Source organism: Paenibacillus sp. KS1, from assembly GCF_001680695.1.
Taxonomy (GTDB): Bacteria; Bacillota; Bacilli; order Paenibacillales; family Paenibacillaceae; genus Paenibacillus_B; species Paenibacillus_B suaedae.
The window spans coordinates 75,122-88,170 of the sequence record NZ_MAIS01000001.1 but is presented as its reverse complement, the minus strand read 5'-3'; the positions used below and the strand labels follow the sequence as shown (position 1 = coordinate 88,170).

Annotated in this window: 15 protein-coding genes; 7 read left to right on the top strand and 8 right to left on the bottom strand. The window is 47.0% G+C overall.

Features of this window, described 5'->3' with window-relative positions:
* Positions 1 to 299: 299 nt before the first annotated feature.
* Together BBG47_RS00415 and BBG47_RS00410 are read right to left on the bottom strand one after the other, a co-directional pair.
* Complete coding sequence (locus BBG47_RS00415; protein ID WP_065290059.1) at positions 300 to 1,682, bottom strand: methyl-accepting chemotaxis protein; 1,383 nt, start codon at positions 1,680 to 1,682, stop codon at positions 300 to 302.
* Between the two features lie 18 nt (positions 1,683 to 1,700).
* Positions 1,701 to 2,291 carry a cache domain-containing protein gene (locus BBG47_RS00410; protein ID WP_065290058.1) on the bottom strand — a complete coding sequence of 197 codons (591 nt, stop codon included), beginning with the start codon at positions 2,289 to 2,291 and terminating at the stop codon, positions 1,701 to 1,703.
* Positions 2,292 to 2,826: 535 nt separating this feature from the next.
* On the opposite strand from BBG47_RS00410, the gene BBG47_RS00405 reads away from it, so the two are divergent.
* From BBG47_RS00405 to BBG47_RS00385, 5 genes are read left to right on the top strand one after another with little or no spacing between them, the layout of a single operon-like run.
* Positions 2,827 to 4,089 carry a threonine synthase gene (locus BBG47_RS00405; RefSeq protein WP_065290057.1) on the top strand — a complete coding sequence of 421 codons (1,263 nt, stop codon included), beginning with the start codon at positions 2,827 to 2,829 and terminating at the stop codon, positions 4,087 to 4,089.
* A gap of 1 nt (position 4,090) precedes the next feature.
* Entirely contained in the window at positions 4,091 to 4,756 is a 666-nt protein-coding gene (locus tag BBG47_RS00400) for an amino acid ABC transporter permease (protein ID WP_065290056.1), read from the top strand.
* A complete protein-coding gene (locus BBG47_RS00395; protein WP_065290055.1) occupies positions 4,737 to 5,393 on the top strand; it encodes an amino acid ABC transporter permease in 657 nt (218 codons plus the stop codon). The genes BBG47_RS00400 and BBG47_RS00395 overlap by 20 nt, the downstream gene beginning before the upstream one ends.
* Positions 5,394 to 5,443: 50 nt before the next feature.
* Positions 5,444 to 6,211 carry an amino acid ABC transporter ATP-binding protein gene (locus BBG47_RS00390; protein WP_065290054.1) on the top strand — a complete coding sequence of 256 codons (768 nt, stop codon included), beginning with the start codon at positions 5,444 to 5,446 and terminating at the stop codon, positions 6,209 to 6,211.
* The gene (locus BBG47_RS00385) at positions 6,208 to 7,131 is read left to right on the top strand and encodes a transporter substrate-binding domain-containing protein (protein WP_065290053.1); all 924 of its coding nucleotides are present in this window, start codon (positions 6,208 to 6,210) and stop codon (positions 7,129 to 7,131) included. The genes BBG47_RS00390 and BBG47_RS00385 overlap by 4 nt, the downstream gene beginning before the upstream one ends.
* A gap of 93 nt (positions 7,132 to 7,224) precedes the next feature.
* On the opposite strand, the gene BBG47_RS00380 is transcribed toward BBG47_RS00385, so the two are convergent.
* From BBG47_RS00380 to BBG47_RS00360, 5 genes are all read right to left on the bottom strand, one after another.
* Positions 7,225 to 7,971, bottom strand: a complete 747-nt coding sequence (locus BBG47_RS00380) for a Fic family protein (RefSeq protein WP_083189007.1) — start codon at positions 7,969 to 7,971, stop codon at positions 7,225 to 7,227.
* Between the two features lie 75 nt (positions 7,972 to 8,046).
* Positions 8,047 to 8,739 carry a YjjG family noncanonical pyrimidine nucleotidase gene (locus BBG47_RS00375; RefSeq protein WP_065290052.1) on the bottom strand — a complete coding sequence of 231 codons (693 nt, stop codon included), beginning with the start codon at positions 8,737 to 8,739 and terminating at the stop codon, positions 8,047 to 8,049.
* Between the two features lie 105 nt (positions 8,740 to 8,844).
* Positions 8,845 to 9,336, bottom strand: coding sequence for a DMT family transporter (locus BBG47_RS00370; RefSeq protein WP_065290051.1), 492 nt, complete (start codon positions 9,334 to 9,336; stop codon positions 8,845 to 8,847).
* 13 nt (positions 9,337 to 9,349) lie between these two features.
* The gene (locus tag BBG47_RS00365; protein WP_065290050.1) at positions 9,350 to 10,051 is read right to left on the bottom strand and encodes a Crp/Fnr family transcriptional regulator; all 702 of its coding nucleotides are present in this window, start codon (positions 10,049 to 10,051) and stop codon (positions 9,350 to 9,352) included.
* Positions 10,052 to 10,079: 28 nt separating this feature from the next.
* Positions 10,080 to 10,505 carry a DMT family transporter gene (locus tag BBG47_RS00360; protein WP_065290049.1) on the bottom strand — a complete coding sequence of 142 codons (426 nt, stop codon included), beginning with the start codon at positions 10,503 to 10,505 and terminating at the stop codon, positions 10,080 to 10,082.
* Positions 10,506 to 10,902: 397 nt separating this feature from the next.
* Here BBG47_RS00360 and BBG47_RS00355 point away from each other — a divergent pair, with 397 nt between their 5' ends.
* Together BBG47_RS00355 and BBG47_RS00350 are read left to right on the top strand one after the other, a co-directional pair.
* Positions 10,903 to 11,616, top strand: coding sequence for a winged helix-turn-helix domain-containing protein (locus tag BBG47_RS00355; protein ID WP_139070659.1), 714 nt, complete (start codon positions 10,903 to 10,905; stop codon positions 11,614 to 11,616).
* Positions 11,617 to 11,647: 31 nt separating this feature from the next.
* Positions 11,648 to 12,481, top strand: coding sequence for an MBL fold metallo-hydrolase (locus BBG47_RS00350; protein WP_065290048.1), 834 nt, complete (start codon positions 11,648 to 11,650; stop codon positions 12,479 to 12,481).
* Positions 12,482 to 12,545: 64 nt separating this feature from the next.
* On the opposite strand, the gene BBG47_RS00345 is transcribed toward BBG47_RS00350, so the two are convergent.
* Positions 12,546 to 12,971, bottom strand: coding sequence for a GNAT family N-acetyltransferase (locus BBG47_RS00345; protein ID WP_065290047.1), 426 nt, complete (start codon positions 12,969 to 12,971; stop codon positions 12,546 to 12,548).
* Between the last annotated feature and the right edge of the window lie 78 nt (positions 12,972 to 13,049).

The window sequence follows — 13,049 nt, the reverse complement described above, 5'->3', positions numbered from 1 at the left end:
GATATTATACGGAGCTAGCTCATTTCATAACTGCGATGAATGAGCTTCTTTGCCCGCTCCAACTGATCATCATGATAGTGCCTTTAATATCCCCTACTCGATTCCTGTTTGCATCTGTTAATGTGAATTTTTTTCAGATAATGACCTTTTCAAATCACTAACCATGTTCCTTCTCGTAATTCTCTAATCATCTCCATTCAACGAATTGACAGGCCTAAGACTGCTGCCCCAATAAAAAACGGCGGCAGCCGAGTCCATAAGGATCCCAGCATACCGCCGCGTAACACCACAATGATAGCTTATATTTTGAATCTCTTCACTAGCAATTCCAATTCGCTGCTGGACCGGCTTAAATCTTCCGCCGACTGCGAGACCGTATCGATTGCTTTCAACTGATCCTGCGTCGAAGCGCTGACTTCTTCCGCGGCGGCTGCGGATTCCTCCGAGATCGCGGACAGATTTACGATGGACTGAACCACATTTTCTTTCAGCTCGGACGCCGTCTGTATTTTGTCCGACATTTCCTTAATCGCCTCGATCACTTGCTGCATCAAGCTTTGAATGCTTGTAAATGCAATCTCTGTCGACTGCACGGCCTCATTTTGTTCCGAGGTGATTTCCTTTGTCCGGCTCATCGCGCGGGTGGCATTCGCAGCCTCTTCTATAATGCCCTGAATGGTGCTGCTAATTTGCTCTGTCGAACTAGCGGATTGTTCTGCAAGCTTACGCACTTCTGTGGCGACGACTGAAAATCCCTTGCCAGCCTCTCCCGCTCTGGCCGCTTCGATCGACGCATTTAAAGCAAGCAGATTGGTTTGAGCTGAAATCGCTTTGATCATTTCGGCCACAGCCTGAATGTCGTTGATTTTGGTCACGAGCAGGTTCAATACTTGTTCGATCGATTGAATTTCACGGAACGATTCATCGGAACGCGCTTGCAGCACAGCCAACGTCTCTCTTCCATCGATGCTTGCCTGCTGCGTCTGGTTTGACTTCGCCTGCATGGAGGACATCGTTTCTTCCACCGATCTAAACTGCGAGTCCAGCTTGCTTGTGACCTCCTGCATATGATCCAGATTTGTTGCGCTTTCGGCAGAACCTTGCGCGACATCCGACATGGCGTGGGCAATTTCTTCGCTTGCCGCTTTTGTTTCTTCCGATACGGCACTCAGATTTTCAGCCGACTCCGTGAGCTGTTCAGAGGAACCAATCACGCGGGACAAGACTTCCCGCATGCTTTGTACCATATGATTAAAGTGGCCTGTTAATTGGCCAATCTCGTCCTTCGAACTTACCTTCCCTTCCACGGTCAAGTCTCCATCAGCCATTAGCTGCACCTGCTTCGTCAATTGAACGATCGGCTTCGTAAAGAAGCGGGCGACAAAGTAGACAATAATATTTGAAACAACGATGGCACACAAGGTTATGATGATGTTCATGTATTTAATATGATTCGTGAGCTTTAACAGTTCGTCTTCTTGATAGACAGCACCGATTTTCCACCCTGTAAGACCGGACGTCCTATAATACAGAACTTCCGCTTCGCCTTTATCCGTGTAGCTGACCTTTCCTGCACTCTCATTTGAAGTGTAAATTTCGTCAACATATGATCTTTCCCGCTGATTTTTCCCGGCTGCATCTTCTGTATCCGGCAGTACTACCGAGTTTCCTTCTGCATCCAAAATAAATCCAAACCCATTCTATACTACATTCGTTTCACTGATTTGCTTTGTCAATTGTTCCAGGTTCACATCAAGCGAAATAACCCCGAGAACCTTGTTGTTTTCCACAACGGCCTTAGAGATCGCTATTTTCATTTTCTGACTGACACTATCCTTATACGGAGGGCTGAATTTCACTTTATCCTTATCATCGTTAGCCAATTTATACCACAGCCGAGTATGGGGATCATAATCTTCTTTGTATACATTAGACTCGGGATCAAACATCTGCTTCGATGAGTTCCCCATATAAATAGCCGATATCTCAGGGTTGATTTTTGTATAAGATTTCATCACTTGAATCATGTTAGGAGTTAGCTTGTCTCTGTTTTTAACAATGTCTTTGATCTCCGGATTTTCACTAAAATGCAAAATATCATTTGCATAATTATTTAGACGCAAATCCGTAACTTGCATTAAGGCCTCCGCTTCTTCGCTTCCTAACTCGTCCAGCTCTTCTTTAAAGCTGTTCGTCATCTGCAAGTTAGTTGTCAATTGCAGAATGACCAAGGAGGAAACCAGCAATACTGCAAAAATTAACATAAGCTTGTTCTGTAACTTTTTAAACATGATGTCGACCCCCTATGAATTGTAAACGTTACAAAACTCATACTGGGATCTGAATAAAAACCCCAGATTAGACGTTATAACGTCTTTAACGTGGAAATTTTAGCACATGTTTAATATGTATAAAATGATATAATTCCGAACGATTATGCGGAATTATACAAAATTATTGATAATTTTACGGCGTATTTACTAGAAGTAGATACGGATCTCCCAGCTCCAATAGTATCGAGAAATTATTCCTGTATATTAATATTTCGGTTCGTTTCATTTAAACTATAAGCACTTCATGAAATTCTACTAATTTTTTATTAATTCCAGAAACTCCGATAATTTATAACACAAGAACAAAAGCATAAAATTTCATGTACTAGAGTACGAGTTTCAATTTCTCAGTTGACAAATTGGATTACTCAAATTTATTATTAATTTATCGTGTTACATATTTTGGATGTTAGTCAAAGTTTCATCATTCCGCTGACCGTACCGACGGAGGCCCCTATTATCATCGCTGCATGTGCAGAAAGGGGAGCATACCGTGTCATTCAGTTATATCTCTCATTTGCATTGCCCGAAATGCAGAACAAGTTATTCCCCGCACAAGCAGGCGCATCTATGTGCTTGCGGTTCCCCATTACTTGTAGCCTATCGGTTGGATGAACTGAAGGAAACCGTCCAACGCTCCGAACTGGCTGCAAGAGAACCAAGCCTGTGGCGCTATCATGAGCTGCTCCCTATCGAGTTGGGGCAGAATGTGATTTCTTTAGGAGAAGGCCTTACCCCTCTCCTCCCCCTGCCCAAGCTTGGACACCGAATTGGTATTCCCCAGTTGTATATGAAGGATGATGGGCTTCTGCCGACCGGCTCATTCAAGGCCCGTGGCGCGGCTGTTGGTGTATCCAAGGCCAAGGAGCTCGGCGTTCAGGAATTAGCATTGCCGACCAATGGCAATGCAGGTGCAGCCTGGGCACTTTATGCGGCTCGTGCGGGCATACGCTCCACGGTTGTCATGCCTGTAGATGCGCCGGCCATTACACGCAGCGAATGTGCGATTGCAGGAGCCCAGCTCCATCTGGTCAATGGCTTAATTAGTGACGCTGGCAAAATTGTCTCCCAAGCGATCAGCGACGATGACAGCCTATATGATGCTTCTACTCTTAAAGAGCCTTACCGGATCGAGGGCAAGAAGACGATTGGCTTCGAAATAGCCGAGCAATTAGGCTGGAAGCTGCCCGATGTCATCCTGTATCCAACAGGAGGCGGTGTCGGCCTCATCGGCATTTATAAGGCATTGACGGAAATGCTTGCACTAGGCTGGGTTCAAGGCAAACTCCCTCGGTTCGTCGCCGTCCAATCTGCTGGATGTGCCCCCATCGTCGAGGCATGGAAGAACAAGCACACCGAGTCGATACCTTGGCCAAATGCTTCTACCCTTGCTTTCGGCATCAATGTACCGAAGGCACTAGGAGACTTTCTAATATTGGAAGCCATCTACCGAACTGAGGGCTGTGCGATTGCGGTAGATGATCGCGCTCTGCTGGGCGAGCAGCGCCTTATTGCTGAGCTCGAAGGAGCCTTCATCTGCCCGGAAGGCGCATCTACATTCGTCGCCGCACGCCGATTGCGGGATAGCGGCTGGATCCAGGACAACGACACCGTCGTTGCAATCAATACCGGGCTCGGCTTGAAATACCCGCATGTCGTCCAGACCAGCATCCCTGTCTTGGAGCCTGGTGATTACCTAAACAGAAGGAGCACTATCTCCGGCAGGCAGTCCATTTCAAGGGAGGAAACTGGCTAACATGACACTCGATACCTCCTTCATGCTTGAGCATGTGCCCGACTTCGTACACGCAGCCCTTGTCACGATCGGAATTGCTGGTGCGGCCATCGCTGCTTCTCTGCTCGTTGCCGTGTTCAACTCGATTCTCTTGTATTTCCGAGTACTGATATTAACTGCCATTGTACGTGCCTACATCGAAGTAGCTCGCAATACACCCTTGTTGATTCAATTGTTCTTCCTGTACTTTGCACTGCCGAGTATCGGAATTCGAATGTCCAGCTACACCACAGCCTTATTAGCGATGACGTTTCTCGGCGGCGGATATTTGACTGAAGTGTTCCGCGCTGGAATCGAAGCCGTCCCCAAGTCTCAGTTGGAGTCAGGATTGGCACTCGGGCTGTCTCGTTGGCAGTTGTTTCGTGACATCGTCCTACCGCAAGCGCTGCGAATTGCTACGCCGTCCTTATTTGCCAACTTTATTTTTCTACTGAAAGAGACGACGGTTGTATCTGCAGTTGCCGTGCCGGAAATTTTGTACACGACTACGAACTACATTGCTCTTTACTACAAAACTTATGAAATGCTGCTCATGATGACGGTCTTATACTTGCTGTTGTTCCTGCCATTATCCTTTGTGCTTTCTTGGCTGGAAAGGAGGTTCCAGCATGGCCAGTTCGGGACTTGATTTGCTTGTCGTATCACTTCCCCAGCTTGCTAAGGGGTTGTATCAGACAGGGCTTATCGCCATCTGGAGCATCGCGCTAAGCACGATTGGCGGCCTTCTATTCGGTGCCCTGCGTACCTCTGGTAGTCCGTGGCTGCGGCTGATTACCCGTACTTATCTGGAATTGTTTCGCTCTATCCCGATTTTGGTATGGCTGTTCTTTTTCTTCTTCGGGCTTCCGATCTTCTTCGGTCTGGATGTTCCAAGCTCTGTATGTGCAGTACTGGTGTTGTCACTCTGGGGAATCACTGAAGTTGGAGAGGTTGCACGAGGTGCCCTTATCTCATTGCCGCAAGGTCAACGAGAAGCTGGCATGGCGATTGGACTCAGTACCCTGCAATTGTACGCATACATTCTGCTCCCACTAGCGCTGCGACGCATGATCCCGCCTACGATTAATGTGTACACGCGCATCATCAAGACGACATCACTGACTGTTCTTATCGGCGTCACCGATGTGATCAAGACGGGGCAGCAAATTATAGAGCGCACAGGAGAGGCCGTTCTTATTTACGGTTCATTATTTCTGCTCTATTTCATACTGTGCTATCCGTTATCGGCCTTATCAAGAAGGCTGGAGCACAAGCTGCTATCCTAATATCCCACTGCTAATATCCCACTGATTGAATAGAAAGGAGGAAGCATTCAATGCCCGACGCATTGCTTGAACTATCCAATGTCGGCAAGTCGTTCGGCAATCATTGGGTACTGCGGGACATCAACCTGCAAATTGCTCAAGCGGAAGTGACCGTTATACTCGGGCCAAGCGGCTGCGGCAAGAGCACGCTGCTTCGGTGCCTGAATGGACTTGAGTCAACGCAGAACGGCAGCATTCGGTTCCACGGTCAAGAATTGACCAGTCCAGCAATGCACTGGCAGCACATTCGCCAACAGATTGGAATGGTGTTTCAAAGCTATCATCTATTCCCCCATCTGACGGTACTCGATAATATCCTCCTCGGGCCAATCAAAGCCCAGCGGCGCCCCCGTGTAGAAGTGATCGTCCAAGCCGAGAAGCTGCTGGAGCGCGTCGGCTTGCTAGACAAGAAGGATGCATATCCCCGCCAACTGTCGGGCGGCCAGCAGCAGCGAATCGCGATCGTGCGGGCACTATGCATGAATCCTGAGGTCATCCTCTTCGACGAAGTGACGGCTGCGCTTGATCCCGAGATGGTGCGCGAGGTGCTGGAAGTCATGCTTGCCTTGGCGGAACAAGGCATGACGATGGTTATCGTGACCCATGAGATGGGGTTCGCCCGAGCTGTAGCCGACCGGATTGTGTTTATGGATGAAGGCCGAATATGCGAGACAGGAGCGCCGGATGCTTTCTTTGCAGATCCCAGAACCGAACGAGCCCGTCGCTTTCTGGATAAATTTTTGGACATTGAAACATGGAAAAGGAGAGAAATGGGATGAAGAACAAATTGGGGTTCACATTATTAATGGTACTGCTCACGGTCGGGTTATTGTCCGCATGCGGCTCAAGCAACACCAGCGGAAGCGATACAGGCCGTGGAGCGAAGGAACAACCAACTACGGCAAAGCAACAAGAGAGCGGAAAATCATCGAGTGCCGATACCGGTGCCCTTAGCAAAATTAAAGAACGCGGCAAAATTCTCGTAGGTGTGTTCTCCGATAAGCCCCCGTTCGGCTTCACGAATGAGAAAGGTGATTTAGTTGGCTTCGATAATGACTTAGCAAGACGCTTCGCAAAGGATCTGCTTGGGGACGAAAGCAAAATCGAGTTCGTCGTCGTGGAGCCAGCAGGTCGTATCCCGTATTTGCAAAGCGATAAGGTAGATCTGATTGTGGCCAACATGACCGTGACCGATGAGCGCAAGGAAATTGTTGATTTTACAAATCCAAATTTGAAGGTGACTACACAGGTACTCGTAAACGATAAGAGCGGGATTAAGTCGTTGGCTGATTTGAAAGGAAAGAAGGTTATCGTAACGAAGGGAACGACAGCCGATATATTCTTCACCAAAAATTATCCTGACGTTGAACTGGTCAAATTCGAGAAAAACACCGAATCCCTCCAAGCGTTGAAGGATGGACGCGGCGACGGATACGCACAGGATAATTTCATTCTACTTGCTTGGGCGCGGAAAAATCCTGGCTTCTCCCTTATTCCAGAGAAGCTTGAGAAAGAGGCGCCGATCGCACCAGCTGTCAAGAAAGGCAATACCGAGCTGCGCGATTGGGTGAATCAAGAGCTGGAGGCGCTGGGAAAAGAGAAATTTCTGCTGCAGCTGTACGATAAATACGTGAAAGAAGAACTCGGCCCAGATGTCTCTCCAGACGATATTATCGTGGAAGGCGGACACTGGAAGTAACACAAGCGCCGTACAATACAATAGCATCCGAACATAGAACGAGGCTGTCTTGCCGTCATGATTAACATGACCGCAAGACAGCCTCGTTTTTTATTATTCCACAGCGAATAAATATGCCTGGAGACTATCTGCAACACACTCCATAATCAATTGAATAAAAGGCTTCAATTGACCTTGGACGCTTGCTTCCTCCAACGTCTCATAATATCGCATTCTGACAGCATCCGCCGCCTTCACAATGGCAGGAGGATATCCGTGCTTCATCAGAATTAGATTCATAAGGAGTCTTGCAGTTCGGCCGTTTCCATCTGAGAAAGGATGAATAAATACAAATCTAAAATGGAATTCCGCAGCCAGCATCACTGGATGCATCAATCCTTGTTGATTCTCGTACCATTTCATGAGCTCTTCCATCTTCTCAGGAACAACCGTATAATGGGGCGGAACATGCTGTGAACCTGATATACGGACATTGACCATTCGATATCGTCCTGCGTCGTCCGCAATATTTTTAAGAACAAGATGATGAATTGATTTCACCACATACCCAGTTAGCTCCTGATCCTGACGAATGATCTCTTGAATGTAGGCAATCGCTTCAGCGTGGTTAATAACTTCAAAGTGCTCCCGAAGCTTTTTCCCACCGATCGTTAACCCCTGTTCGAGCACAAGCTTCGTTTCAAGCAGCGTCAGTGTATTTCCTTCAATCGCATTCGAGTTATACGTCCATTCAACACGGTATACTTCCTCTAAATTCCGAACGGCTTCGGCAGGTAGTGGTCGCAGCGAATCCAATCTATTCTTTAACTCATCTATCAAAGTAAGATCCACACCTATCACCTACCTTTTCCCTCTCTATTACTAGTATTATAACAAGTCTATTGCGTTTCTAGACATTCATTTATTCCAATACCCTCACTTCACCCCCAATATCTGATACAGCTCCTGAAGCGTACGAATCTCATAGGTTGGAACAATATCTGTTTCATTTGCTTTCCCCTCGGGATTGAACCAACAGGTATCCAGACCCGCCAGCTGCCCGCCCTTCATATCCGAGCTTAACGAATCCCCGATAATCAATGTCTGCTGCGGGTCAAAATGTGGAATGCGTGCGAACACAAAATCAAAAAATTCCTTCATCGGCTTCTGGTACCCTGTATCCTCCGATACGAAAATGCTAGTAAACATCGGATGTAGACCGGAATCACGCAGCCTTCGATCCTGTGTCTTAGACACACCATTCGTCACAATGTGCAGATCATACGCACCGTGTAGTTCCGTAATTACTTCCATAGCTCCGTCAATGTGCTGATGTCCCTGTTCCAAATAGCCCCGATATTTTTGCTCCATCAGAACGCCATCCACTTCATGCCCGTACTCCTTCAATAATAGAGAAAATCGCGTATTTACAGCCTCATCGCGATCGATGCGCCCCTCTTCAAAAGCTCTCCATAACCCCTGATTCATCTGCTTATAATGAGCTTCGACCTCCTCCGTCAGCTCAATCTGCTGTTCCTCGAACAGCAAGCGCAGTGCCAGCCTCTCAGCTGCCTTAAAATCCAACAATGTATCATCTACGTCAAATAATAATGTCCGATACGTTTTCATCGTTATCCTCTCCACTGCATCTTCTGACTTTAGCTTCACTTCATTTCTACTTAAGCGTAAGCGATATGCGATGTCCTTGATATCCAGATCTGCGCAACATATGCCTTATACACCTTTCGAAGCAGCCTGCTGGCTCGGAACCACCTTGCGCGCATCGCTGCGCTTCCCGCCTGTCTTAAATACGATAATTCCGCCAACAATGATCAGAACTCCAATTGCTTGTTTCCCCGTAAAAGGAACCTTATCTAGGCCGAGCAAGCCCAATGAGTCAAACAACAGAGCAAAACTAATCTGGGACGCCATCACAATCGAGATGGCAAACGTCGGGCCAAGCCGCTTCACTCCCTGTACCACACTAAGCACGACACCGACCCCGATGATGCCGCTGAACCAGTACCATGTCTTCATATTAGGCAAATCGAATAGCTGCTTGCCTTCCACGGCCAAGCCAATCGTAAATGAAGCCAGAAACCCCATGCCCAGTACAATGACCGTAGTCGTCCACGTTCCGATGCCCTCGTTTGCTCTGCTGTTGAATATATTTTGGATGCCCACAAGCGAGCCGGCTATGAGCGCCAGTACTAAGCCTGTAATCATATGCATCCTCCTCTCACTTTTCGTATATATTATGGCCTGCTAATGCGCGCAATTGTTCCCTGTCCTTTATCGAAATGAATCCTCGATTGCGCTCAACCAAACCTGCTTCGCAAAACTTGTGAATGACCCGATTTAGATGCCTATAGCTGGTGCCGATGAAATTGGCCACATCCCGCAAACTTACGGTACGAAGCTGACCATTAAATCGCGGATCCGATTCATCATATGTGATGGACAAAAGATAACTCGCCAAGCGTGCTTCCACCGGATACATCAAATTAAAGCTCAAAGAATCGGATTTCATGCAAAACTTCGTCGTAATGAGCTTCAACAAAAATTGAAGTAGCTTTGCGTCTTCTTTCGCATACTGATGCAGCCAGCGGTAATGGACGATAATCATATGAACCGGCGACACCGCCTCAACCGTATTCATAAAGTCAATGCCTTGCACATATTCAATGTCCCCGACCGCTTCTAATGCGGTTTTGAACGACACGATCAGTGCTTTGCCCTCTGCCGAGGTGTTATACACCTTAACCTTTCCCTTCACAAGCACGGATAAATACTCGGCTGGATCACCCTGCGAACAGATGAGTTCACCTTGCTCATAAGTGTACAATGTCAAATGCGGCATTATCTGTGCATTAAATATTGATGCTATCTGATGAATCTCCAAATAATGAGCCAGTTGTTCACGATCCTTGATCTCTTTCATAGCGCACCTTCACCCCTGCCGCAAAAATTTACAGCTTCAATATAATTACTCCAGCGATCATCATCCCAATGCCGATGAACTGTGCCAGCTTCATCTTCTGCTTCGCTACGCCGAACCACCCTTTGCTATCGATGATAAAGGTTACGCTGAGCTGAGCAATCAACACAACAGCGATCGTCAAGGTAACACCGACGTGATGAATGGACGTAATATTGCTGGAAATGATGATGGCCGCCAAGGCTCCACTCGTCAAATAGAGCGGCTTCACTTGCTTAATCTTTCGCCATTGACTGTCGCGAACAAGCAGGAGAAGAACGAAGGCCAATACGAATCCGGTAAACTGGGTAATCGTTGCTGCTTGCCACGTGCCAATATCTTGACTGATTCGGGAGTTCGCCACGCCTTGCAGCGTAATGAACGCTCCGCCTAACCATGCAAATAGGATTCCTGCCATTTTTCCCGCTCCCCTAAACTCGGATTTCGATTTCCTTATTATTTAAAATCAGACCCATGCCTCCGGGGAAGGACATATGTCCCAAGTGTATCAAAAAAGTAAAAAACAGCGTAGAGGCGGACTATTGCATCAGCATCCGCGTTCACGCTGTTTAGGTAAACAAATCGCTATTGTATGTATGTCTTGCCGCCTACTGATGTACGATGCGTAGAAGTATTTTGCTTTAGAGCTGATCCTAGTTACGCACCATGTGTCTCAATTCCTCTATTTCTCTATGCCTGAATCATAGTTTCTCATATCCAAAATGGAACGATTGTCCAATTGTGTAACTCGTGTTAATATAAACACACCAAACAGTAAATTATATTTTACCGGTAAATTGTAGTGAGGTGTTTCGATGACTGTGACTAGCGTATATAAAATTCAGACTCATGAGCAGCTAAAAGCAATTGCCGATCCGCTCCGGACGAAGATACTTATGAACCTTGTCAAGCAAGAGTATACCGGGCAGCAGCTTGCCGAAATGCTGGGTATTACGCGGAATAATATTTACTTTCATTTGAAGGAACTAGAGAAGCATCAAGTGATCCATGTTGTACGCAAAGAAGAAAAAAACGGCATCGTTCAGAAGTATTATCGAGCCGTTGCAAGCCGCTTCATCCCCGAAGATCATCTTCTTCCGAGCATGGATCTGATCGAGACGTCGCGACAAGTGTTCATGGAGACCGTCGAGGTCACTCGGACTAAAGTTGAACGCGCACCAGCGGAATCGTTCGCCTTGGACAGCAGCAATCTGGATCAGCGCAAAAACATTGCCGCCACCTATCAGCTGCAGGCATCCGAGAAGAATTTCCACAACTTCGTTGAGGAGTTCAAACTGCTGCTGGATAAGCATTTTACGAAGCATGAGAAGTATGACGAGCATGAGAAGAGTGTGAAGCAAGAGAAAAATCAGAATAATGGGATAAATGAAGGAAATAAGGATCAAAATTGCAAGCAGGATGAGCGTAAACAACATGCTAAGCAAACAGAAGAAACGCAAGAACAGAAAAGCTACTATTTGTCCTTAATCGCCTTTCAAGATGACAGCGAAGATATTGCCATTCAATGATTACATTCTTCACTTCCTGGAGGGATACCGCATGCAATCTAACACAGCTAATCGTGAGCAGCACGCAACAAAATATCCTATTGTTATAGACGATCCCTGGTTCACCGTCTCGAAGCTTGACGACTCCACGTTTGCAATTAGCGAATACGGCCATTGGGAGAGAGTTCATTCTTATCTGCTCATCGGCAGTGAACGAGCCGCTCTCATCGACACAGGCCTTGGTATCGATGATATTACGCGAATGACTAGACAACTAACTAGTCTGCCCATCACGGTGCTTACCACCCATGTTCACTGGGATCATATTGGCAGCCATGGCAAGCTCGAGCGGATTTACGTCCACGAACTGGAAGAAGATTGGCTCATTAATGGCATTAAGGGATTGCCGATTGAGCAGATTCGCAAAGATGTGTCGCGTGATATTACGAGACCCTTACCGCCTACCTTCGATCCTGTTGCCTATACTCCCTATCAAGGCAAGCCAACTGGTCTGCTGCAAGATGGAGATACCATCGATTTAGGGAATCGTAAACTCTTCGTTTATCATACGCCCGGCCATTCCCCCGGACATATCGCCGTGCACGATACAAGCAGAGGCTACTTATTTACTGGCGATCTGCTGTACGATGAAACACCAATCTATGCATTCTATCCTACGACGAGTCCAGAAGACCTTGTGGCCTCCTGGCAGAAAATTTCGGGGATTGAGGGTATTGTACAAGTATTCGGCTCCCATAATCGGCTTGGGCTGGAGCCCGAATTATTAGGTGCGTTGAAAGAAGCGGCTGCAGAGCTGCTTGAGAAGGATCTTGTCCGCTTCGGAACTGGCGTTCACCAATTCCGTGGCTTTTCAGTTCAGTTCTAAGGCGCTGGTCGACCTTCTTATGCAAAAAACGCTTGGGCATCTGCCCAAGCGTTAGCGTTTTTATTTACCTCGCCTCTATTTCCTTCTGCTTCCCAGCTTGCATGCGATAATTTCGGAATATCATTCCGTTCGCCTTCATCATGCCGAAATGTTCATAATAGGGAACCAGGTCATCGTCGCAGCATAAATCAATCATATAGATGTCATCCAACGCTTTCATCATTTGACTGACTAATTCTTTGCCGATCCCCTTGCCTTTATATGCTGGCAGCACTTCAAGCAGTGGAATATAGGCAGACAGTACACCGTCACTTATCGCCGTGATAAATCCTACGACCTGACCCGTTTGTTCATCCATCGCCAGAACCACTTTGCTGCTGTTCTTCAATAACCGCAGGTGAGTTTCCGGGCTTGGCGGATTCGGCCAATCTACAAAAAAGCCTTCCAGCATTTCATCTGTAATCCCGTCGACTGAGTGCTTGTATATCATATTCGATCATCTCCTCATGTAATTGTTCTGAGGTAGATCGACAATATCAATAGTAAAGTAACAAACCAATACCCTCCG